This window comes from Nonomuraea sp. NPDC049637 (assembly GCF_040675235.1).
Classification (GTDB): Bacteria; Actinomycetota; Actinomycetes; order Streptosporangiales; family Streptosporangiaceae; genus Nonomuraea.
Genome location: NZ_JBFAOM010000011.1, coordinates 161,960 through 184,867 on the forward strand (window position 1 = coordinate 161,960; position 22,908 = coordinate 184,867).

At 64.4% G+C, this 22,908-nt stretch carries 20 protein-coding genes and 1 pseudogene; 8 read left to right on the forward strand and 13 right to left on the reverse strand.

Annotated elements, in window-relative coordinates; all coding sequences use genetic code 11:
* Nucleotides 1-139: 139 nt before the first annotated feature.
* Entirely contained in the window at nt 140-382 is a 243-nt protein-coding gene (locus tag AB0J71_RS17955; protein WP_352320777.1) for a GntR family transcriptional regulator, read from the reverse strand.
* Between the two features lie 42 nt (nt 383-424).
* Nucleotides 425-901, reverse strand: coding sequence for a GntR family transcriptional regulator (locus AB0J71_RS17960; protein ID WP_352320779.1), 477 nt, complete (start codon nt 899-901; stop codon nt 425-427).
* Nucleotides 902-1,011: 110 nt separating this feature from the next.
* Here AB0J71_RS17960 and AB0J71_RS17965 point away from each other — a divergent pair, with 110 nt between their 5' ends.
* A complete protein-coding gene (locus AB0J71_RS17965; RefSeq protein ID WP_364415029.1) occupies nt 1,012-1,311 on the forward strand; it encodes a hypothetical protein in 300 nt (99 codons plus the stop codon).
* A gap of 790 nt (nt 1,312-2,101) precedes the next feature.
* Here AB0J71_RS17965 and AB0J71_RS17970 read toward each other — a convergent pair.
* The 6 genes from AB0J71_RS17970 to AB0J71_RS17995 all read right to left on the reverse strand — a co-directional run bounded on the left by AB0J71_RS17970 (nt 2,102) and on the right by AB0J71_RS17995 (nt 9,111).
* Nucleotides 2,102-2,413, reverse strand: a complete 312-nt coding sequence (locus AB0J71_RS17970) for a hypothetical protein (protein ID WP_352320782.1) — start codon at nt 2,411-2,413, stop codon at nt 2,102-2,104.
* Between the two features lie 1,311 nt (nt 2,414-3,724).
* Complete coding sequence (locus AB0J71_RS17975; RefSeq protein WP_352320783.1) at nt 3,725-4,168, reverse strand: transposase; 444 nt, start codon at nt 4,166-4,168, stop codon at nt 3,725-3,727.
* Nucleotides 4,169-4,850: 682 nt separating this feature from the next.
* Entirely contained in the window at nt 4,851-5,507 is a 657-nt protein-coding gene (radC, locus tag AB0J71_RS17980; protein WP_352320785.1) for a DNA repair protein RadC, read from the reverse strand.
* Between the two features lie 806 nt (nt 5,508-6,313).
* A complete protein-coding gene (locus tag AB0J71_RS17985) occupies nt 6,314-7,060 on the reverse strand; it encodes a phosphotransferase (protein WP_364415031.1) in 747 nt (248 codons plus the stop codon).
* A gap of 577 nt (nt 7,061-7,637) precedes the next feature.
* Complete coding sequence (locus AB0J71_RS17990) at nt 7,638-8,354, reverse strand: GntR family transcriptional regulator (RefSeq protein WP_352320788.1); 717 nt, start codon at nt 8,352-8,354, stop codon at nt 7,638-7,640.
* A gap of 478 nt (nt 8,355-8,832) precedes the next feature.
* On the reverse strand, nt 8,833-9,111 hold the full coding sequence (locus AB0J71_RS17995) for a hypothetical protein (protein ID WP_352320790.1): 279 nt from the start codon (nt 9,109-9,111) through the stop codon (nt 8,833-8,835).
* A 308-nt stretch (nt 9,112-9,419) separates the two neighbouring features.
* Here AB0J71_RS17995 and AB0J71_RS18000 point away from each other — a divergent pair, with 308 nt between their 5' ends.
* The 3 genes from AB0J71_RS18000 to AB0J71_RS18010 all read left to right on the forward strand — a co-directional run bounded on the left by AB0J71_RS18000 (nt 9,420) and on the right by AB0J71_RS18010 (nt 12,770).
* A complete protein-coding gene (locus AB0J71_RS18000; RefSeq protein WP_352320792.1) occupies nt 9,420-9,866 on the forward strand; it encodes a GNAT family N-acetyltransferase in 447 nt (148 codons plus the stop codon).
* A gap of 246 nt (nt 9,867-10,112) precedes the next feature.
* Complete coding sequence (gene dapA, locus AB0J71_RS18005; RefSeq protein ID WP_352320794.1) at nt 10,113-11,030, forward strand: 4-hydroxy-tetrahydrodipicolinate synthase; 918 nt, start codon at nt 10,113-10,115, stop codon at nt 11,028-11,030.
* A 54-nt stretch (nt 11,031-11,084) separates the two neighbouring features.
* Nucleotides 11,085-12,770 carry a ribonuclease J gene (locus AB0J71_RS18010; protein WP_352320796.1) on the forward strand — a complete coding sequence of 562 codons (1,686 nt, stop codon included), beginning with the start codon at nt 11,085-11,087 and terminating at the stop codon, nt 12,768-12,770.
* Nucleotides 12,771-12,870: 100 nt separating this feature from the next.
* Here the strand turns inward: AB0J71_RS18010 and AB0J71_RS18015 are convergent, their stop codons facing one another.
* Genes AB0J71_RS18015 through AB0J71_RS18025 form a run of 3 tightly spaced genes read right to left on the reverse strand, consistent with a single transcriptional unit; the run spans nt 12,871 to nt 15,124 of the window.
* Nucleotides 12,871-13,647, reverse strand: coding sequence for an ABC transporter permease subunit (locus AB0J71_RS18015; protein ID WP_352320798.1), 777 nt, complete (start codon nt 13,645-13,647; stop codon nt 12,871-12,873).
* Nucleotides 13,644-14,408 (reverse strand): ABC transporter permease, encoded by a 765-nt coding sequence (locus AB0J71_RS18020; protein ID WP_352320800.1) that lies wholly within the window; start codon nt 14,406-14,408, stop codon nt 13,644-13,646. The genes AB0J71_RS18015 and AB0J71_RS18020 overlap by 4 nt, the downstream gene beginning before the upstream one ends.
* Entirely contained in the window at nt 14,405-15,124 is a 720-nt protein-coding gene (locus tag AB0J71_RS18025; protein ID WP_352320802.1) for an ATP-binding cassette domain-containing protein, read from the reverse strand. Before AB0J71_RS18025 ends, AB0J71_RS18020 begins: the two co-directional genes overlap by 4 nt.
* Before the next feature lie 112 nt (nt 15,125-15,236).
* On the opposite strand from AB0J71_RS18025, the gene AB0J71_RS18030 reads away from it, so the two are divergent.
* From AB0J71_RS18030 to AB0J71_RS18040, 3 genes and pseudogenes are all read left to right on the forward strand, one after another.
* Nucleotides 15,237-16,616, forward strand: a complete 1,380-nt coding sequence (locus AB0J71_RS18030; RefSeq protein ID WP_352320804.1) for a sensor histidine kinase — start codon at nt 15,237-15,239, stop codon at nt 16,614-16,616.
* Nucleotides 16,613-17,254, forward strand: a complete 642-nt coding sequence (locus tag AB0J71_RS18035; protein WP_352320806.1) for a response regulator transcription factor — start codon at nt 16,613-16,615, stop codon at nt 17,252-17,254. Before AB0J71_RS18030 ends, AB0J71_RS18035 begins: the two co-directional genes overlap by 4 nt.
* A gap of 377 nt (nt 17,255-17,631) precedes the next feature.
* Nucleotides 17,632-18,451 (forward strand): annotated as a pseudogene (locus tag AB0J71_RS18040) (IS5 family transposase).
* A 507-nt stretch (nt 18,452-18,958) separates the two neighbouring features.
* Here the strand turns inward: AB0J71_RS18040 and AB0J71_RS18045 are convergent.
* Nucleotides 18,959-19,495: a transposase gene (locus tag AB0J71_RS18045; RefSeq protein ID WP_364415033.1), complete on the reverse strand. Its 537-nt coding sequence runs from the start codon at nt 19,493-19,495 to the stop codon at nt 18,959-18,961.
* Between the two features lie 804 nt (nt 19,496-20,299).
* Between AB0J71_RS18045 and AB0J71_RS18050 the strand changes: the two genes are divergently transcribed.
* Nucleotides 20,300-20,797, forward strand: a complete 498-nt coding sequence (locus AB0J71_RS18050; RefSeq protein WP_364415035.1) for a DUF402 domain-containing protein — start codon at nt 20,300-20,302, stop codon at nt 20,795-20,797.
* Between the two features lie 808 nt (nt 20,798-21,605).
* Here the strand turns inward: AB0J71_RS18050 and AB0J71_RS18055 are convergent.
* Nucleotides 21,606-22,862, reverse strand: coding sequence for a glucarate dehydratase family protein (locus tag AB0J71_RS18055; RefSeq protein WP_364415037.1), 1,257 nt, complete (start codon nt 22,860-22,862; stop codon nt 21,606-21,608).
* Nucleotides 22,863-22,908 lie beyond the last annotated feature (46 nt).

Here is a 22,908-nt window from a genome sequence, read left to right on the forward strand (position 1 = left end):
CGTCCCCTGTGCTGTCGTCCCCTGTGCTGTCGTCCCCTGTGCTGTCGTCCCCTGTGCTGTCGTCCCCTGTGCTGTCGTCCCCTGTGCTGTCGTCCCCTGTGCTGTCGTCCCCTGTGCTGTCGTCCCCTGTGCTGTCGTCCTACACCCCATCCGCGGCGGCCCCGACGAACGTCCCCTTCCCCTTCACCGTGTGCACGAGCTGCCGCCGACGCAGCTCCCGCACCACGTTCCGGACAGTTGACCGCGCCACGTCGAACTCGGCCTCCATGGCCAGCTCGCTCATCACCGCCTCACCGGCCAGCAGCTCACCTCTCAGAATCTGACCCTCGATCATCTCGGCAATCTGCACATAGATCGGCACGGGGCCGTCTCGGTCGAGCATGCTCATACCTTAGACGTCTGGATACAAGCAGATGAGTGAATCTCAATCCTGGGGCCACGACTCTTCGGGCGACACGTAACTCCCACGCTGCGGCACGGTGTAGATCCATCCCTGCTCCCGCAACAACGCCATGGCCCGCCGCACCGTCTCGCGCGCCACGTCGTACTGCTGCACCAACGCCGTCTCACCCGGAATCGCCCGCTTGGGCTGGAAGTGCCCCGCCCTGATCTGCTTGGCCACATCGGCAGCGATCTGCCGATAGAGCGGCACTTTCCGCTGCTTACGCGGCGCTTCATCAGGTGCACCGACGAACGTTCCCTCGCCCTGGACCGTGTAGATGAGCCCTTCCTCGCGCAACACGTGGATGGCCCGGCGGGCCGTCGTCCGCGCGACCCCGAACTCGTGCTGAATGTCGGCCTCGCTCGGCACGGGATGCCCGGACGCGAGCCCCTCGACCCGCCGTCGAAGGATCTCCGCGATCTGTACGTAGATATGGGTGTCGCCGTCGTAGTCCAGCACACCGGCAACATAGACGAAGGTGTACGAGCCCTCCCATATCCTCCTGCCTGCTCAGACAGAGTCATCTTTCCGAATAGACGAGCGGATACAACCAGACGTATTCTGCGGCCATGACCGTCCTCCTCCTGGACTACGAACACTGCATCGGCATCCACCTCCCCGAACCCTGTCCAGACCGCACAGTCATCCACTGGTATCCCACGTACTCCCCCTACGAACGCGTACGGGTCCGGGCATATACCTGCCACTGCGCGCCCCTGATCTACGAGCTCTGCCAGATCGGCGGGCAGCGCTTCATCCGCCGAACTCGCAAGAACGGCAGGACCCCGATCCGGGAGGAGACTGTCCGAGGCTCCACGCTCAAGACCGAGTTGCTCTGGGACAGTCTGCTGACCGGCAACGCCCGATAACCCGGGCACCTACCAGACCAGTACTCAACTTCGGCTCATCCTCTTGGCCCTGGAGGACCCCGGCCCCTGGCTGCTACCTGCAGCAGCACGACCCCCCGCATTGTCTGCCCGCCTGAGGCCACCCATCGGGAGAGCCTGACAGAACCAGCCCTCTCGTCGAACGCACCCCTCAAGCTCCCGTGCAGCTCAAACGCGGCGCTGCGGCCCCGCGTAGGCCCGCTTCTGGAGACCTCTTCGTCGCGCGACACGAACACTCTCTACATACGTGCGGCCGTCCGAGTGGCCGGCCGCGCCAGCCCGCCACGATGGCAACACCGCCACAAAGCTCGCAGATCTCGCACCAGAGGCTTCTCGAGATCCCTTGCCCTCTGGATATAGTCATGCGCCATCCTGAGCAACGCTTGGCAGCCCCGGTCGCCGTACTGCAATTTCGCCAACAAGCTGTCACTCAAGCCCGATTTTCCTGACTATGAGGGACACATCGGCATTCCGTCCGAAGCCGGGCCGGAAAGAGAGAAGTAGGAGCCACAGTTCCAAAACAGCTTTGCATGCCATCTCGAAGGCGGCACACTGTTCCTCGCGGCCATCACGTTGGCTCCTTCGTTCTCGGACAAGGCCCTAGAAGGAGTACGGGATGGCCGTCACCATTTCCCGATACCGTCCCCACTCCTGGCCGATCCGCTCAAACCAGCCCTGAAACCGGCCTCCAGCATCATCGCCATCAAACGTCGGATCGGTCAAGCAGCCTCATTCAAGAGCCCCCAACCTGAACCGGGGGCTCAAATGCCACTCAGGCATCATCTTTCGCCAACAGGCGATCCAATCTGAGCCCGAGATCATCGAGCTGGAACCGTAGCCCTTCCAACATCGTCAACGTCTCCTCCAGGCTGGCCTTGCAGCTCTCGTCTATCCGTTCCCGAAGGCGCGCGATCTCGAAGTTGAGGATCTCAAAGTCCCGCCCGACCCCTGAGCGAACCTCGACGATCTCCGCCCTCGCCGTAGCCAGCCCGGCCAACACCGCATCACGGCCACCCGTACACGAGCGAGCCTCCAGCGCCTGCAGACGGAGTTGTAGATCGAGGATCTCCACCTCAACGTTCACGAACCCCCACCCCTTACCAGTGGACGACGAGGGAACCCGCCCACGGCGGCCGGCCCCACTTGCTGCGAGCACATATTGGCAAGACGCCCCTGCCTGAAGCGATACCCGTCAAGCCGCCCGGAGTGGTTTTCTTCCTCCGGCGTCCCAAGCATTTCCTGTGAACGTCCACATCCGCCCGTCTTGTCGGAGGAAATAACCTCACCTAGGCGAGGAGGATCAATCCGCCGCCCCCAGCAATGGACCGCCCGCCAGACCGGAGCGCCTAAACAGCCACCCGGACCGAAGATGATTCATCGATCAGTCTGGCTCGCTCGGATGTAGAAGCACGCAGAAATAGGGATGCAGCGCTGTCATGTCACCTCATGCCGGCCAGGTGCGCCGGAGTCTGGTAATCCTTGGCCGAAATCCTGATATGAGACGGCAACCTGCCGAAACAGGTACCGCAGAATTAGCTGAACTCGTGGGTGTCACACACCCTGCTGACTGGCCCACCGCCCGACATACAGGGGAGCCGTTCGTAATAGGCGGCGGGCCGGCGACCGAAGCTCAGTCTCGTCCGAACTACCACACACGGCACTCGTGATCACCATCCTTCACACAGAGTGGCCCTGGACCAACGACGTCACGAGACCTCCCGTTACCTCGTCGAACGCGGCCGCCTCTGCCGCTTGCCGCCCAACGTCCCGGCCGAGGGGCGCAGGCAGCCACCGCATTCGCCGCGCTCCTTGTGCGCATTGACGTGACCTGTCGGCAACGGAACAAGCTCGCTGGCCCACCCAGTGACCCTCCGAGCGAAGTCGTCCGCGACCGCACGGGGCGACACATCTAAAAGGGCAATACTCACGACGCTGACTGCCCCCGACGTCAAGGCCTGACACTCGGGTCCTCGCCGCCGATCCCCGGCGACACAGCGAGGAGCCCAACGACGTCGGCAGCCCCACCTCAACGGCAACAGCAGCGTTCAAGCGGTCACCCAGGGCGCCGGTCGTCACCTTGGCGACATCAGGCGCCCGCTACAGCCGATACATCCACCGCATAACGAGATCCTTCGGCCTGATCCCCGCCCTTGGCCGCAGAGTGACCTGCAACGGACAACCTCTGGAAGAGCCTCACCTGTCGTCCAGCAATGTGGCGAGTAGGCGATGATCAGCCTGACGCTTGATCCTTGCCCGTGGGCCTGATGAACCCCATGCGATGCGCTACACCGCGTCTCCCGCCGCCCCTCGCTCACGAACAGGCCGATCGAGGCCGGGATGGCAGGCGCCCTGCCCAAACACCGAACAGGCGCCTGCCAGCACCAGCGCCCTCACTTCAACCTTTACGCTTCCCCATCTTGATCACCTCGGTCAGCCGGAGCTCCAGGCTCGCCAGCACCGGATCTCTCTGCTGTACCGCTCCGGACCCCGCCTCGCGGCCAGCCCCAGCCGACGGCCCGATGTCGTAAGTCATGACAGCGCCAGGATGCACCACAACATCGCCGTTCATGTGCCTACCGATGCCTTGCGCGGCCTGCACATCTCTGAGCAGACGCCCCCAGGTTCCGTCCGCCGCCCAGCGGCGCTGCCGTTTGTAGACCGTGATCCAGCATCCGAACCGATCCGGGAGGCTCCGCCAAGGCGACCCGGTGCGCGCTTGATAGAGCACCCCGTTGATCAGCATTCGCTGGTCTCCGCGCCGCCGGCGTCCAGCGTCGCCGTCAGGCAGCAACGGCGCCAGCCGTTCCCACTCCGCATTCGTCAGGTCCGTATGGCGCATTTATCCCTATCCTCGACTGCTTTATACTCTCAGCCTCGTCACAAAGGACAATAAGGACGGCCATCGCAAGACTCCTTCGAATAGCAACGATTCAAGGGGTGAAGGAGGCTTGCAATGGCCGCAGGAACAAGTGTGCCTTCTTCGTCATGGTCAGCGCAGCAGATCGGCAAGGATTGGCCAAAATTTTCGAGCAACTGCGACGAGTGCGTAGACCATCACCGACCGTTCCTCATGACTACCGTCTCGCTGCAACAGTAATCTGTCACACGAACAGCCACATCCTAGAGACAATGGACAATCCGGCCCAATGTCTCCTGGAATAGCTAAGCGTGAGCCTCGGGCATGTGACTTGCCTCAGCGCCGCCGCGTCACGCTTCCTTGGCGGGCGGATACAGTTGTGGGCTTCCGTGTGCTGCCGGCTGTCGAGACGACTCAGAGGCCGCGGTCCGTTCTTGCTGTCGGTCCCTTGCCCACGAACTAAAGCGTGGTCCCGCGCATCCCGGAGAGCACGGGACCACGCTTGCACGAGTCTGTTGGCCGGCCGACGTCCATTACGGCCTCAACTCGTGTCATTAGGCTCTCATGACCGCCTCATGCGCTTCTCCTGTTCGACGCTATCGGAGGATGGTTCCTTTTGGGCCCCCGCGTTCGCCCGCCCGCCGCGGTCGTGGATGAAGGTGATTCACATGGAGATCCGCCTCCAAGCCGCATCCGTGATGATGAGATGGTCGAGGAGACGTAGCCCCACTGTCCGGGCGGCCTCGGCGAGGTGGGCCGTGACTTCCAGATCGGCCTCGCTGGGATCGAGAGAGCCTCCAGGGTGATTGTGGGCAACGCCGAACATGGCGCCACCGGTGGTGAGCACAAGGGAGATCGTCTCCCGTACGGGCACCGTCGTGTGATCGGCGCCGCCCTCCGTCAACACCGAACGTTTCAGCACGCCGCCCCGCGTATCACAAACCACCACGACGAAGCGTTCGTGCCCGAGGCCACGCAGTAAGGGGGCACAGACCTCCGCCAGGTCAGATGTGCTGGCGATGCGCATCCGCGCAGGTTCCGACGCCGCACGCCGTACGAGATGAAAGGCCGCCGCCACGCGCGCGGCCTTGGCCGGCCCTATGCCTCGCAGTGTGAGCAGCCGGTGCGGATCGGCGCGCCCGAGCGCATCGAGATCGCCGCAGTGTTCGATGACTTGACTGGCCAGGTCCAGCGCGCTTGCCCCGCGAAAACCGGAGCCGAGCAGAACGGCCAGGAGCTCCCGGTCGGCAAGCACCGCCGCGCCGCTCGACATGAGCCTTTCTCGCGGCCGATCGCGCTCGTACAGATCTTTGACTCGCATTCGCAACCTCCGCACCCGTTCTATCAACGAGGACCGACAATCTCAGCCCCCGAATTCCAGTCCGATAAAGGATGCAGTGCGCGGATATATCGCGCTTGACTTACGTCGATGGTAACCCTGTGCCGCGAACGCGAGGAATGGCCACCTTCGCAATGCCGTGACGCGTATCAAACCCAGTCAGTGATGATCTCGCGCAGCGAGATTGGAGGGATGTTCTCGGGTCTCCATATGGCCGCCGGCCGGAACGCGCGATTTGCCCGCTTTGATGTGGGCCCCGTTGCTGGTGGTGATTTGACGAAGCCTTGCCCGGGTCGCCTGACAATGCCGTCTACGATTTCACGGCAAGCTTTCGACCGCTCTTGTTCGCCCGAAAGAGTCACAGTATTCTCGGACATTCGATGCCATACAATAAAAATCGGATAGTCCTGGATCGGCGCTTTTTCGTGACCGCGCATGTGGTTCCGGAAGCTGTTCTGATGGCTCCGCTGGAGACTCACTCCCCAAAGCGGTGACTGTCGCGCTAATTCCGACTGGGGACAGCGCAGCTCACTAGCATCGATTCGGAGATCGCATCGAGCGCGAGCCATACCAACCACCCCGAGGCTTCACCCTGGGCATATCTCCGACCCCCGTTGTCGGCAGCTGGGCGTATCGTCGACACGAGTCGCGCTTCGGTGGTCCGAGGCCGTCGACCGCCTGCTCGCGGTCTTCGAGGCCATTACGTCGTTGGTCGGGAAGACGACGCCTTGCAGATGCGCCTCGCTCGCCGCGGCGGAACGGCGCTCCTGGCCGTCAGTTCATCCCTCTCACATCCGGGCCTTCAACGCGTCGACCTCGCAGCCTGGCGCAAACGGGTCGAAGCCGTGCTCGATGAGCCATCTGATCGCCAGCAAGCTCCGTGAGGACCACCACCCGCGGATCACGTCGAGGTCGACGTCGGCCCCATAGCCGGCGATCAGATCGTCCAGGCGCTCCTCGTGTCCGAGCGTCAAGATGGCGAGGTCGAACAGCGCATCACCCTGGCCCGCCTCGGACCAGTCGATCACGCCGGTGACCTCGTCACCGTCGACGAACACGTGCGTGATCTGTAGGTCGCCGTGCGTGAACACCGGTTTCCATGGCCGGAGCGCAGCCGCGGCAACCTCGCGATTGCGCGCGACCAGGTCGGTCGGAAGGACGCCATTCGTGACGAGCCACTCGCATTCGGCGTCGAGACGCGATGTGACCTCGTCCAGGCTCTGACCAGGCCATGGTGGCAGGGGCGCGTCATGGAGCCTCCGCACGGCGGCACCCACTGCGGCCCAGGCCGCCGGCGACGCGACAGACGGCTCGCCCAAACGTCCGAGTGCGGTCCCTGGAACAGTGGCGAGCGCGAGCACGGGCGGTTTGCGCCACAAAACCTCCGGCGTCGGGATCGGCGCCATGGCCATTGCTTCGACCTCGACGTCAGTGCGCGCCTGATCGGCGTCGATCTTGAGAAACACGTCGCAGGCACGCAGCGTCGCGCGCTCGTTATGCGCGACGACGACCTCGATCTGCTCCACGTCGGTCATTATCGCGAGGATGACTATCGACGTCGCCAGGTTATTCGCGTGCAGTTGGGCGGCTGATCACGTCCTGCTGCCCGCCGTTGTGCAGGACACTGACCATGACGGATCAGGTCGTGAGGCGTCCCACGCCCGCAGGCGCAAGCCGCCATCAGCGACGGGATGACTCAGCTTGATCTACGAACAGTGAAGCCTGTGCGGCTTGCATGGACCTCCGCCGCCAGGACTGATTGGAGGTAAGCAGCAATCCGCACCTCAGGTTGCAACGGGCTCCTGACAAGCTCTGACGCGAATCCTTATACCAAGGCCGAAGGTGGAGTTGCAGCCGGAAGAGGATTCGTTGTGAGGCGACCGAGTACCAGAACATCCCCGTTGGGGCCTCCGGCGCGTAGTCCCCGTGTGGAGCTCCGCGAGGGCGATGGGGCAGGGCGACTCTTACCACGCCCTCCGGACAATCAGTAGGCGCATAGCGATCCGGCTTGTGCTCCTTCGGTTCCTCAGGCGTCGCTTCCCGTGGGGCCTTCAGGCGGGTGCGTGAGGCTCCAGGCGGCAAGGAGCGGCGCCACCCGGAGCCCGGAACCGGTCAGACGGGCATGCTGTACATCACTCTGAAGCGATCGCCCGGAATGACGATGTCGCTCGTTTCGACAGGACGTTCGCCGGCCCAGTGCGTACGCTCCACATGCAGAACGTGAACCCCGGCCGCCAGATCGAGCGCATCGCTCTCGGCCGGTTGAGGCACCCGGGTGTGGATGCTCTCGACGACCTCAGTGATCTTTATGCCGTGCGCGTACATTCTCGCGACCAAGCTACGGCGTTCCTCCTCGGTGTGGGCGACGAACGCCATCGGCTCGTAAGCGGTGACAAGCTGAATCGGCTTGCCGTCTCCCCGAAAGACGTAGTGCGTTCTGGTCAGCGTGGAATGTTCGTCGATGCGTAGACGTCTGGCGATGTCGGGGCTGGCGTCGGCCGGTTCGCTGTGCCAATCCCACGTCACGCGTCTGCCTTGGGACTGCAGGTCGGACGCGAACGGCGCGGGGTGGTCCAGGAAGCGCCATCGATGCAAGGGTGTCAAATTTGGACGATCCCTGACGTAATGACCTGAACCGACACGGCCGATGATGAGACCCTCGCCCGCGAGGACGCGTAGAGCGTGACGGGCGGCGGTCTCGCCGACCTGGTACTTACGGGTCAGTTGCGCCCGTGAGGGAATGGGCGCGCCTGGGGGGAGGGTGCCGTCGAGGATCTGCCGCCGGATGTCTTCGACGACACGCAGGTAGACCGGATCTGAGGTGGCCACTAGTCCATCCCTGGGGGTTCGTGTGAGGCGTTGCCCCATGTTGCCGTATTCGACAGGTAACCGACCGTCATCGATGACTGCTGGAACCCCAACTTTGCGATGGCGAAAAATTATCGGAGAAACCCTGTAACGCTGATGTAAGGGACACCGATTCTCCGGTAGAGGTCGTCGATGTGTGTACCCCCGAGCACATATCGGCGACCTCTTCCATGCGCGCCCTCAGGTGCGGCCGTTGACGCATGCTCCCGCAGCTCATTCAGTACGTCGAGCTCCAGTTCCTGTCTTTTCATGGCATGTCCCCATCACCTTGCCGGAGGGACGGTTAGGGACGCACGGCAGCGGAGTTCTGAGAGAAGGACCTGTCAGATGGGAACGGAACAGCACCACGCTGCTCTGTCCTTGCCGGGCGCCCGCGTGACGGCCACAGCTACGCGTGCCCGCGAACGCGGAGAGTGATGGGCCGACCGGGCACACGTGATCAGCTACGGCAGGAGTCCCAGCTGCGGTGCTCAATGAGCGAGACAGCAGCCGAGGGCAGCGCTACCTCCCGCAGGGGCGCAGTACCCGCAGGGCAGTCAGCACCGGCCGCCGGCACCCGCAGCGCCATCAACACCCGGAAGGTCAACACCCGGAAGGTCAACACCCGGAAGGTCAACACCCGGAAGGTCAACACCCGGAAGGTCAACACCCGGAAGGTCAACAACACCGGCAAGGTCTCCGGCAGCACACGCAGGGCCATCAGCGCCTGTAGAGCCATCAGTGCCGACAGGAGCCGTCGGTCGGCGGATTCCCCACGGGTCAGTGCTCTCGCCGAGGGGTTGTGCGGCGGTGCAGCGTCGGAGTGCCCCTCTAGGTTGATGGCTGACGACAGCGGCTGGACTTCGTGGCACATACCCCTGGATGTGGCCGGCACCAGGAAGAGTGGTCCTCTGATATCCCAAAGAAGTGGCTGTGTCGTAGAGGCCACCTTCTCCTTAGGTTGTGAGATTCCGTCTTCGTCTTAGTTGTCGGCGCCGTCCATCCTGTGGGCCCGGCTGTCTGAGGCCGTGCTTGTAAGGAGACCATGTGATCAGCATCGGCAAGCTCATGCCGTCCGACCGGGATGTGTGGGAGAGCTTGTTCCGGGCGTACATCGACTTCTACCAGCGAGTCGAGCCCGACGAGATGTATGCACGAGCCTGGCAGGAGTTCCAGGCAGACACCCGGCTGCACGCCTTCGGCGCGAGACTGGACGGGCGGCTCGTCGGCATTACCCACTTCTTGGTCCATGCCAGCACCTCGGCCCCTGACTCGGACGTCTGCTATCTCCAGGATCTGTTTACCGCTCCTGATGTCCGGGGCAAGGGGGTGGGACGCAAGCTGATCGAAGCTGTCGCGGACTGGGCTCGGGATGGCGGCTGCTCCCGTGTCTACTGGAACACTCACGAATCGAACAGCACCGCGCGCCGTCTCTATGACAAGGTGGCCGAGAACCGAGGTTTCATCAGGTACCAGATCGAACTGTCCCGGTAGGGGGCGCCGTGGGGCTGATCTTTGCTCTTCGGGCCCGTCCGGGGATAGGCGGGTGTGGGTGGAGATGATGGGGGCTCGGCTGTCGGCGAGGTGATCGCGAGCGAAGTAGATCGGGTTACCCCATGCGGTTATCCTTGTCACCTTGCTCCTCCGAATGCCTGTGAATGAGGGCAAATGGCTCCGTCGGGCTGGCAAAGCGGGGTGGCGACGTCCAACGTTTTTCCGAATCCAGGTAGCGTTCGCACTATGGCATCGCCAACTGGAACCGCCGAAGCACCCTTCGGTCGCATGCTGACCGCGATGGTCACGCCGTTCACCTCTGACGGCGACGTCGACTACGAAGGCGTACGACGCCTGGCCACCTACCTGGTGGACGAGCAGCGCAACGATGGCCTGATCGTCAATGGGACGACAGGCGAGTCGCCCACGACCTCGGACGATGAGAAGCGACGGATCGTCAGCGCCGTCCTGGAGGCCGTTGGCGACCGCGCCGCCGTAGTGGCGGGAGTGGGGACGAACGACACACGCCACACCGTCAAGCTCGCGAAGCAGGCGGCGGAGGTGGGCGCCCACGGGCTGCTGGTGGTGACTCCCTACTACAACAAGCCCCCGCAAGAGGGGCTCTACCAGCACTTCACCCTCGTGGCCGACGCCACCGAACTCCCGGTGATGCTCTACGACATCCCCGGGCGCAGTGGCGTGCCGATCAAGACCGAGACGTTGATCCGTCTGGCGCAGCACGACCGCATCGTGGCCGTGAAGGACGCCAAGGGCGACCTCTTCGCTGCCAGCCAGGTCATGACGGCGACCGATCTTGTGTTCTACTCCGGCGACGACCTGCTCAACCTCGCCTGGCTGTCCCTCGGCGCCGCAGGGTTCGTCAGTGTCGTCGGACATGTCGTGGGCTCCGAACTGGCTCGCATGATCGAGTTGCACAAGAGCGGTGACGTGAAGCAGGCGCTGGAGGTACACGGCCAGGTGGCTCCTGTAGTGGACGGGATCATGCTGAAGGCCGGTGGCGCGATCATGGCAAAGGCGGCGCTGAGCTTGGTGGGTATGCCGGTGGGACCGGTACGTCTGCCGCTCGTGGCCGCGACGGAGAAGCAAATCGCCGAGCTGCGTGCTTGCCTGGTAGCCGGCGGGGTGAAGTTGACAGACGCATAGGAACGGGGAGGAACCGGGAGTTTTGAGAACACGATTTGACCATGGGGGCCGGGCATGAGCCATCCGCATCCTGAGCTTGGCCCCCCGCCGGAGCTGCCTTACGGCGGCCTGCGCATCGTCGCGCTCGGCGGGTTGGGGGAGATCGGCAGAAACATGGCCGTCTTCGAATACGACGGCCGGCTGCTGATCGTCGACTGCGGGGTATTGTTCCCTGAGCCCGATCAGCCGGGCGTCGACCTGATCCTGCCCGACTTCGAATACATCAGGGACAGGCTCGACGACATCGAAGCCGTCGTGCTGACCCACGCCCACGAGGACCACATCGGGGCGGTGCCTTACCTTCTGCGCGAGCGGCGCAACATTCCGCTCATCGGATCCAAGCTCACCTTGGCCCTGATCGAGGCCAAGCTGACGGAGCACCGGATCCAGCCGACCAAGGTCGAGGTCGTCGAGGGCGAACGGCACATCTTCGGGCCCTTCGACTGCGAGTTCCTCGCGGTGAACCACTCGATTCCCGACGCGCTGGCCGTGGCGATCAGGACGCCCGCCGGCATCGTCCTGCACACTGGTGACTTCCGCATGGACCAGTTGCCGAGCGACGGCCGGCTCACCGACCTCGGCGGCTTCGCCAGGCTCGGCACCGAGGGCGTCGACCTGCTGATGTCGGACTCCACCAACGCCGAGGTGCCGGGCTTCGTCACCAGCGAGCGGGAGATCGGGCCGGTCATCGACGAGGTGATCCGCACCTCGGAGCAGCGGGTGATCGTGGCGAGCTTCGCCTCGCACGTGCACCGCATCCAGCAGGTGATGGATGCCGCGGCCAGGCACGGCCGCAAGGTCGCACTGGTGGGCCGATCGATGGTCCGGAACATGGGGGTGGCTCGTGATCTGGGCTACCTCAAGGTGCCGCCGGAGTTGATCGTCGACTCGCGCGACATCGAGCAGTGGCCGCCGGAGGACGTGGTGCTGGTCTGCACCGGCTCCCAGGGCGAGCCCATGGCGGCGCTGTCGCGGATGGCCAATCGCGATCATCCGATCCGCATCGCCGAGGGTGACACCGTGTTGCTGGCGTCGTCGCTGGTGCCGGGGAACGAGACCGCGGTCAACAAGGTGATCAACGGGCTCACCAGATGGGGCGCTCGTGTCGTGCACAAGGGCAACGCCAAGGTGCACGTCTCCGGCCACGCGGCCGCAGGCGAGCTCCTCTATGTGCTCAACCTGACTCGCCCCTCGAACTTCATGCCGGTTCACGGCGAATGGCGGCACCTGCGGGCGCACGCCAAGCTCGCCGCGCTCACCGGTGTTCCCGACGACCACATCGTGATCGCCGAGGACGGCGTCGTCGTGGACCTGGTCGACGGCAGAGCGAAGATCGTGGGAGCGGTTCACGCCGGGTACGTCTATGTCGACGGCACCTCGGTGGGCGAGATCACCGACACCTCGCTGAAGGACCGCAGGATTCTCGGCGACGAAGGATTCATTTCGGTGGTCGTCGTGGTCGACTCCGCCACCGGCAAGCTCACCGCCGGCCCCGAGATCCACGCACGAGGCTCCGGTATCGATCCGGCGCAGTTCGAGGAGTTCATTCCGCAGATCGAAAGAGCTCTTCAGGACAAGGCCGCGGATGGCGTGGTCGACATGCAGGAGATCCGCCGGGTCGTGCGTCGCACGGTCGGCCGTTGGGTCAGCGACACTTACCGTCGCCGACCCATGATCATTCCCGTCGTGCTCGAAGTCTGAGCCGCTGAGCGGTACGGCAGGCACCTGAGCCTGCCGTACCCACGGTTGCGGAACGAGATGGCAGAGGGTGTATCGCAACAAGGTCCATGGAGCGGGCATCTCAAGCATCCCTCCTGCGTATGAGCCAGATGGCGGTCAGCAGGGGAAGAGCTGCGTACAACACCAGCACGGTGGCGGCCGCAGGCGGAGACAGAAGTGACCCGTACACCGACGTGGTGATGAGCTCGCCGGTGATCTCGCGGGGAAGCGCACCGATCATGATCGAGCCCAGCCGCTCACTCCAGGGCTCCGGGATGTTGCCCACGATCATCGGAATGACGTAGATCAATCCCACCAACAAGGCGATCGCGCCGGTGGCGGAACGCAGAAGCGCGCCCAATCCCAAGCCAAGCAGCGCGAATACGACCACCGTGGAACTCGTGACGAGCAGGAACGGAAGCTTGTCCGCGAACGACGTCAGATAGGCGCCGGAGAATCGGTCGCCAAGCACCCAACGCGAGACGAAATACGTCCCGAACACCGCCACCGGACCAATGACCAAACTCAATACACCGACCACGACGGCCTTCGCAGCGAGAAGCGGCCATCTCCGGGGGACGACCGTCAGACTCGTTCTGATCAAGCCGGTGGCGTATTCAGATGTGATGGCCATTGTGCCCAGGACGCCCATGCAAAGTTGCGGCACGATCACCAGGACCTCTTCCAGATCCGCTATCCGGGCAGCCGGACGTTGCTCCACGGGAGCGTCGTCGTACATGCCGGCCGCCATGGAGGCCAAGGCAAGACCCAGAAGAATCGTGCCGAGACTGATGCCGATGATGAGATAAGAAGAGCGAACCGAACGAACCTTCAGCCACTCAGAGGCGAGAACACTCATACGTCCCTCCGCTTGAGCGAGATGAAACCGGCAACGAGCGCGAGCACCGGGTAAGCCAGGAGGACCAGCAGCGCGGCCCACGGTGGAAGAAAACCGTCTCCAAGCCGGGACGACAGGCGATCGCCGGCCAGCTGGGGAACCAGGTTCGGCAGCAGCAGTGATGCGGCACGCGTGTTCCACGGCGCAGGTAGGTAAACGACAACACCAGGCAGGACGAACAGCAAGGCCACGACCGAGATGAGCGCGCCAGCCGTCGACCGCGTGGCCATGCCCAGGCCGAGCCCCACCAGAGCCAGCGCAGTCACCGAGGCCCCCGCGGCCAACAGCATCGGCACGTCGTCGGCCAGCGAAGTCTCATTGAAGCCCAGCCGGTGGCCATTGGCGATCAGACGGCTCGCCGAATAGGTGACCAGAAGGATGACGTGAGCCGCAGTCAACGTGGCCAGGCCGACGACGACGGCCTTGGCCAGAAATAAGGTGCTGCGCCGCGGAACGACGGTAAGACTGGCGCGAATCATCCCTGTCGCGTATTCGGACGTGACCGCCAGCACGCCGAGCACAGTGAGGCTCATCTGCAGGAGGGGCAGGAAGCCCTGTTCCGGCGCGGCCGCCTGCAGCGTTCCCCGATCTTCGGCGAGGTCGCTGACGTAGAGCGTCCAGATCACGCCGAGCACAGCCATGAGAGCCGACGCACCCATTGCGTGCCAGGTGGAAGTCACTGACCGGAGCTTCAGCCATTCGGCCAGCAGGGCCGCCCTCATCTCGCCGCTCCGAACTGGACGCTGCTCGCTGTCAGAGCCATATAGGCGTCCTCCAGCGAGGGATAGCGCGCGGTCAGCTCGCTGACCGTGGAGTGCGCGACCAACCGCCCCCGGCCCAGGATCACGATGCGTTCAGCCGTCAACGCCATCTCGCTCATCAGGTGACTGGAGAGCAGAACGGTCCTGCCCTCGGCGGCCAGTGACCGCATCAGGTCACGGATCCAGCGCACTCCGTCGGGATCGAGGCCGTTGACGGGCTCGTCGAACAGCAGCACACCAGGATCGCCGAGCAGCGCAGCAGCGATGCCGAGTCGTTGTTTCATGCCGAGGGAGAAGCCGGCCACGCGTTTGCGTGCCACACCCGCCAATCCGACCTGCTCAAGCACCTCGGCCACGCGTGTGGCACCGATGCCGTTGGTGGTGGCCAGGCAGAGCAGATGGTTGTAGGCGCTGCGCCCGCCATTGACCGCACTCGCGTCGAGCAGCGCCCCCACCTCGAACATGGGCTTGCGCAAGGAGGCATACCGTCGGCCGCCGACCAGAGCCTGGCCGGAGGTCGGCGCGTCCAGGCCGAGAAGCAGGCGCAGCGTGGTGGATTTGCCCGCGCCGTTGGGGCCCAGGAAGCCCGTCACATGGCCCGGCTCGACCTCGAAGGACAGATCATCCACGGCGAGCGTGTCGTCGTAGCGCTTGGTGAGGTGCTGAAGTTCGATCACGCTGAAGAAGATGCGGCATGCCGGGCCGGCGGCGCATCAGACCACGGTTCGAACTTCAAGGTCAGACCCTGGGCTGACGTGCACGGCTCGGCGAGCGGCTACCGTTCAACGCGTGAACGAGAACCATCCCTTCTTCGCCAGGCGTTGGAGCCGCGGTCAGCTGATCGTGCTCGATCTGGCAGCGGGGCTGGGGTTCGCGTTCGTGTTCGTCACAGCGGCGGTCACCGCGCCTGGGATGCCGCCGTGGTTGAAGATCGCCCTCCCGTGCGGGCTGGGCCTGCCGTTGGCGGTACGAAGGCTGTGGCCTGTGCCCGTCTTCTGCTTCACACTGACGCTTGCCCTCTTCGCAGTTGCAGTTGACGTGGTGGGATATGCCTGCATCGCACCCGCTTATGCGATCTATATCGTGGCGACGTCCGACAGGTTCGGGGCCGTGCTGCCGTCCTCGGCCATCGGTGTGGTGAGCATGATCAGTGTGTTCGGACTGGTGGTCGCCGGTGGCGCACCGCGCGGGGGCACGCCTGCTTGGCTCGTGCACATCGATCAGCCGCTGGTCGGCATCGCGGCGCTCGGCGGAGCCTGGACCATAGGGCGGGCCGTCCGGGAACGCAGGCTGTACGCCGCTCGTGAGGCCGAGCGAATGGCCGAGCATGCAGTGACGCAGGAGCGGTTACGCATCGCGCGGGAATTGCACGACGTCGTGACTCACAGCGTGGGCTTGATCGCGGTCAAGGCCGGCGTGGCCAATCACGTGCTGGCGACCAGGCCGGAGGAAGCCCACGACGCCTTGCGTGTGATCGAGACCGCCAGTCGGAGTGCTCTGGTGGAGATGCGTCATCTTCTAGGCATGCTCCGTTCGACTCAGCTGCCAGATCTTGCTCCCGTTCCGGGTATCGCGGGCCTGGAGGGCTTGGTGGCGCAGGCGAGGCAAGCTGGGATCGAGGTCGAGCTTGATCTCCGGATTGGCGGAGATGAGGTTGGCCAGGGAAGTCCTGGCTTGCGGGGTCAGGCTGACAGCACGCCATGTGGGCAGCGAGGCGCGGGGCCTGGCGAAGTAGGCGGGCCTCACGACGGGGAACAGGCCACGCGGTGGGACGGTGACCGCGCGCTGGATGAAGGCTTGTGCGGAAGAGTCGTCGCCGCGAATGGAGTGGGGGAACGACGAGGAGGCGGTGCGACGCAGGAAAGACGGTTGCCCGATGGCGTGGAGTTGTCTGTGTATCGCATCGTGCAGGAGGCGCTCACGAACGTGGTCAAGCATGCCTCACCGACTCGCTGTCGCGTCTCTGTCGTAACGGACGCGGGCGAGGTGCGGATCGAGGTGGTTGACGAGGGCCCAGGAAGGCGCGTGTCGCCCGGGGACGGCTCCGGCCATGGACTGATCGGGATGCGGGAGCGGGTCATGATGTACGGCGGAGTCTTTGAGGCAGCGAGTCTGCCTCGGCGAGGGTTTCGTGTCTTCGCGCGTCTGCCGTTTCAGGAGGCCTCATGATCAGAGTGGTCGTTGCTGACGATCAAGCTCTGCTCAGGGGGAGCTTCACGATGCTGGTCGACTCCGAGCCTGACATGACAGTGGTGGGCGAGGCGTCAACCGGTGCTGAAGCAGTGGCGGTCGTCTTGGAGCATCGACCCGATGTGGTGCTGATGGATGTTCGCATGCCGCACATGGATGGCATCGAGGCGACTCGGCGGATCGGGGATGTCTCGCGGGTTCTCGTGGTGACGATGTTCGACCTGGATGCGTATGTCTACGACGCACTTCGGGCCGGTGCGAGTGGGTTTCTACTCAAGGACACGCCGCCTGCTGACCTGCTCGCTGCCGTTCGCGTGGTTGCAAGCGGTGAGGCTTTGCTGGCGCCAACGGTGACGCGACGCTTGATCGAGGAGTTCACGAAGACCCCGGTGGTGCTTCGCCCGCAAGGACTGGACAGGGTGACGGAGCGGGAGAGAGAAGTGCTGCTGTTGATCGCTCGTGGGCTGTCCAATGGGGAGATCGCTGATCATTTGCAGTTGAGCCTGGCCACTATCAAGACACATATCGGCCGCTTGCTCGCGAAGTTGGATGCTCGTGACAGAGCGCAGTTGGTTATCGCGGCGTACGAAAGCGGGTTGGTTACCGCAAGGGGGTGATGCAGAGGGCCTGGATCGACCATTGCTCAGTGCTTTCTGTGGCGGGTCGGAGGTCTCCGCAAGAGGCGGATTTGTAAGGCGAGTGTCGAGACCGCAAAGCCGAATTGGGTGTATTGGGCGGTCGCTTGCCGTCGGTCGTCTGCATGTAGGGAAAGTGAGTACTTCGGCCGCACTTCGTGATTTGGGTCGTCTGGATGGTTGGGCGTAGTTGCGAGCGGTGGGTTCGGGGCGCTACGGGAGCCATCATCTGCCGGATGCGTAGCAATCGATGTTGATCGATTCTCGGCTGGTAAGGTCTTAGAGCGCTTAACAGAATGATCTCTGTTGTGCCTTGATCTCTCGCTGTAGTCGAGCGAGAGGGAGCGCGGGTGGCCAAGGTGAAGCTGTGGGAGGTCAGGGAGGAGTCGTGGTGGGTGATTGACCGTTGTCACCGCAGCGACAGCGGCGGTTCCGGCATCCGGGACGTAAACGGCTGGATGACTGGCTGGCGTTGCAGGGCATCCTGTTCGTGCTGCACACCGGGATCGTCTGGGAGCACCTGCCGCAAGAGCTCGGCTCCGGCGCTGGCATGACGTGCTGGTGAGGCTGGGCTGAGTGGAACAAGGCCGGCCTGTGGCAGCGGCTGCACGAGGTCCTGCACGAGGTCCTGCTCGATCGGCTGAGGGCGGCCGACGCGCTCGACTTCTCCCGCGCCGCGGTGGACTCCTTCCGGATCAGAGCGCTGAAAGGGGGCGCAGACCGGTCCGTCGCCGGTCGATCGAAGGCAGGTTGGCAGCAAGCATCACCTGATAGCCGAGGCCACCGGTATCTCGCTCGCGGTGATGCTGATCGGTGCCAACCGCGATGACGTCACCCGGTTGTGTCCGCTGTTGGACGCCATCCCGAAGGTACGCGGCAAGCGCGGCAGGCCGGCCGCGTCAGCGTCCTGGCGTGGTGCTCGCTGACCGCGGCTACGACCGCGACGAGTACCGCCGTCTCGTCCGCGAGCTGCAGATTCGCCGGCTGATCGACCGTTGCGGCACCCGAGCACGGCTCCGGCCTGGGCAAACAACGCTGAGTCGTCGAGCAGACCTTCGTCCTGCTGCACGGCTTCCGACGCTGGCGTATCCGATGGGGGTCCAGGCCGATATCCATGAGGCGTCCCTCAAGCTGGCGTGCCTGCTCATCTGCTGGCGGCGTCTCACCTCATTGCGTTAGCTGCTCTTTGAAAGCGGGGCCGCCGGGGGTCTGCCTGGCGGTGGTCCTCGGCAGACCCCTGCTGAGGTGTGGCGTCAGGATGAGACGGGCTCACTGGACCCGCCTGATGTTGGTGCTGAGGTGTCCAAGGCATGCCCGGTTCGGGAAAGGGGCGGCTGGACTCGTTGGCCGTTGGCTTGGTGGGGGCTGGCGCAAGCGGCATGGGGGCGTACTGAGGATGGACATGGTGGCGCCTGTTGCAGGTTCAGTTCGACCGTGATGAAGACGGTTGCCCTTCGGGGGAGTTGGTGCCCGCTCGCCGTGTTTGTGGCTCTTGGGTGCGGCCGCGGACGGTAGGTCCAGAGGGCAAGCCGACTCGAAGGGGCGGCCCGCGCGGGCACAGGTGTAGGGGTTGGTGCTCGCGCGGGCCGGAGAGGAGGAACCGTAGGTGCCCGCGCGGGCAAAATGGAGGGGGATTCTAAGTGCCCGCGCGGGTGTCAATGGGATCCGGCATCGGATCGGTCTGTCCTACTTCGAACAGATTGGTGTGGAAACTGTTCGCTGTTTCGGCTTGCTCAGGGTGAAGATTACTAGCCGGTGGCCTAGTTGTGGGAGTGAATTCTTATCTTGATGCTGGCGGAATGGTGAAGGAGGGGCAGCCTCGGGGGTAGTGAGGCTAAGTGCTTTCTTTGGCGTTTTGTGCGGGATTGTCGTGAGTTCGAGGAGATTGTCTAGGGGGTTTGAGTTTTTTGAGGGTTCCGGGTTCCCTGGGTCAGGGAGGGTGGTGTGGCCCCTTGGGGGTGGGTGTTCTTCGGGTCGCGCTTCCGCCAAGACGCGTTCCCATGTTCCGTCTTCGGTCCAGCGTTTGTATCGTTCGTAGCAGGTTTGCCAGGGGCCGTAGCATTTCGGGATTTCTTGCCAGGTCGATTCGGTCTCAAAACGCCACAGGATTCCGTTCACCATTTGCCGGTGTCCACGCCGCGGGCGGCCAGGGCCTGCGGTGGACGGGAGTAGGGGGGCGATCCGGTCCCATGCTTTGTCGGTCAAGTCGCTGCGTGTTTCCACGGCTCACTATTTAAGCGGGATCCGAGGGGGGGGTAAGGGGCTCCTGGGGGCGTTCTTTGGCCTGGAGGTGTGGGCGGGAGGCGGGAACCGTGAAGATGTCTGGTCTTTGGGTGTCAGGTCACAAATTATCAAGGCTTATGTCGTTTGGGAACTTTTGGGGGTGGCGATGTTGCTCTTGCGGTATGTGGTTGTGGTAGTTCCTCGTTGGTTGCTTGAAGTGTGTGCGGGCAAGGTGGCTAGCTGGGCGTGTTGCTGGCGCGGTGGGGTTCTGCCGGTACATGGGGGCTTTGTTTTGCGGGGGCGCAACTCTCTTGATTGGGGCGGGTTCTCGGCGTGGGTGTAGTGGGCTGGCCTTTGGTGTTGCGCGAGAAGGGCTGAGGGTCGATTGATTGAAGCATGCAGGGCGCTCGTCGTTGTGGTCTGCGCGTTAGAAGGCTGAGCACGCTCGGTGTGGAGGAGAAACTGTTCGAGCTGTGTTTGGCAGCAAGTTCAAGTCCGTCAGCGGTCTCGGCTGGTGGCTGATTAGGAATGGCCGCTGATGGTCGGCTCGTCTTCCGCGGGGTGGTTGAGAGGAAGGTCCATCGACTCTTGGGGAGCGTTGAGGGGCTTGAGGCGTTTGTGGTGCGGCGTACCTGGTGGCGGCTGCATGGTGTCGTGCAGTGGTAGGCAGGCAGGCGGGGGAGGGGCTGCGTCTGTGGCGAGGGCACGGTCTCAGGGCATGGGGGAGAGGGCGGCAGCGGAGGGGATGAGAGGGGTGACCTCTCGGTTCTCGTGGTGGAGGGGGACGAAAAGTAGATTTGTTCTATGAGTGATGTACGGGTGGTGTTCCGGAAGTACGGCGGGGCGTTGCACTGGAACCATCCGGGCACGGTGCTCGGAGACGATCAATATGGGGTTTGGGTGGCCGTGCCCGGCGGGACGGTTGCGCGCAAGGGGCATGGGCCGGCCATCACCTGGGACAACCACGCGACCATGCTGTTCCCGCGGGATGCCTGGTGGGCGGCATCGTTCAATGCGGCACCGCATCGCACTGAGGTCTACGTGGATGTCACCACGGTTCCCGAGTGGCGAGATGACGAGGTCACCATGTTGGATCTCGATCTCGACGTGATCAGGAAGCGGGACGGCCGGCTCATTCTCGACGATGAGGACGAGTTCGCCGAGCATCAGGTGGTGCTGGGGTATCCGCCGGAGTTGGTCGCCGGGGCGGAAGCGAGTGCGCGGTGGCTGATGGATGCGGTCGGGGCTCGTAGAGGGCCATTCGGGGGAGCGCACGTGAAGTGGCTCGCGATGATGGAGTGAGTGCCGTCGGTTCGGATGGTGGGTAGTGGGGCGGCGAGCTTGGGCTTGCGTCGGCGGCTGACACGGTGAGGTGTGTTGGGGCGTCGGATGAGGCTGCTGGCGCTGCTGCTCAGGCGGGTCACCTTGGATTATGGACGGCGATGGTGCGAGGTGGCCGAGGGAGCGCCTGATTTGTGGTGAATCCTGCGTCCGTAAAGGCGCGGTGGATGGCCTGCCGTGGCCTGATGCTGAGGGCGGCTGGTGCAGTTTCCTTTTGCTTGCGCTGGTAAGTGAATGTTCGCCCGTTGGCGAGGTCGCAGGCGAGCAGGGTGGTCTGGGACCGTCGTTGGGTGGTCGATCACCGCTTGCGGCATCGGCTCACTGGCGAGCGTCAGCGACCTCGTGCGGACTTTCCGTTGTGTGGATTTGAGCGCTTCAACATCGACGAGTGCGGGTGCATCGCTGGGCTTTGCGACGGTGGGTCGTTTCGGGACAGGGGCATCGGCGGGGGAGGTCGGTGGGGACCGGGCGGGACTAGGCCTGGGGGCGGATCGGCAGGTACGAAGGCGGGATCGGGGACGTCCAGGACGCGGTGTGCCGGGGTGCGGGGTGGCGGCCCGGGTGGAGTGGTAGCCGGCGGCCAAGGCGATCGTGTCGACGCTCAACCCAGCCCAACCCAACCCAGAACAAACAGCCCAAGCCAAGCCAACCCGGCCCAAGCCAAGCCAAACCAACCCGGCCAAACCAACCCGGCCCAACCCGGCCCGGCCAGGCGGGCGGGCGGTGGTCGGGTTGCCGATGACGTCTCAGGGGTGGACGTAGGTGACGTTCACCAGCGGGGGAGCTTCGCGGAGAAGGCGGGCTCGATGCGCCGCATGTAGGTCGTGTCGTCGCGGGCGCGGATGCCGCAGGTCTCGTACTGCTCGTGCATGACCGCCAGCGCGTCGCGGTCCAGTTCGACGCCCAGGCCGGGGCCGGTGGGCACCGGTACGGCGCCGTTCACGAAGCGCAGGCTGCCGGGGAGCACCACGTCCTGGCCGTCCTGCCAGGGGGTGTGGGTGTCGCAGGCGAAGGTGAGGTTCGGGGTGGCGGCGGCCAGGTGGGTCATCGCGGCCAGGCTGATGCCGAGGTGGGAGTTGGAGTGCATCGACAGGTCCAGGCCGAAGGTGCGGCACAGGGTGGCGATGTGCGTGGATCGTACGAGTCCGCCCCAGTAGTGGTGGTCCAGCAGGAGCACGCCGATCGCGCCGGCGGCGATGGCGGGGGGCAGGTGTTCGGGGGTGACGACGCACATGTTCGTGGCGAGCGGCATCGGGACGGCTCTGGCCACCTCGGCCATGCCCGCGATGCCCGGCGTGGGGTCCTCCAGGTACTGGAGTGCGCCGTCGAGTTCGCGGCCGACGCGGATGGACGTCTCGACGGTCCAGGCGGCGTTGGGGTCCAGGCGGAGGGGGATGCCGGGGAACGCCTCGTGCAGGGCGCGGATGCCGGCGATCTCCTGCTCGGGCGGGAGGACGCCGCCCTTCAGCTTGATCGAGGAGAAGCCGTGCTCCGTGATCAGGAGGGTGGCCTGCGCCACCAGGGACGCCTCGTCGAGGGCCGGGCCGAAGCGGTCGGGGTCAGCGTCGGGGTGGCCCGCCCACTTGTAGAACAGGTACGCGCTGTAGGGGACGGCGTCGCGGACGCGGCCGCCGAGCAGGTCCACGACGGGTACGCCGGCCGCTTTGCCGCGGATGTCCAGGCAGGCCACCTCGAAGGGGGAGAAGACCCGGTCGACGCTCTTCTCCTTGGTGGCGACGCCGGTCAGTCCGTGCAGGTCGGTCACGACGTCGCCGACGGTGGCCGCGATGCGGGCGTGCATCTCGTTGGTCGCGTGGACGTCGAGCCCGAGCAGGACCTGTGCGCACTCGCGGACCTTGGTGAGGTGGCCGAGGTCGCCGTAGGTCTCGCCCAGTCCGGTGATGCCCTCGTCCGTGACGATCTCGACGACGGTCCGCAGGGCCCATGGCTCGTGCACGCCGGCGGCGTTCAGGAGGGGCGGATCCCGGAAGGCGACGGGGGTGACGTGGATCTGCCGGATGATCATTTCTGAACCGCCGTCCATATATGTGAACAATGGCCAGATTTGTGGA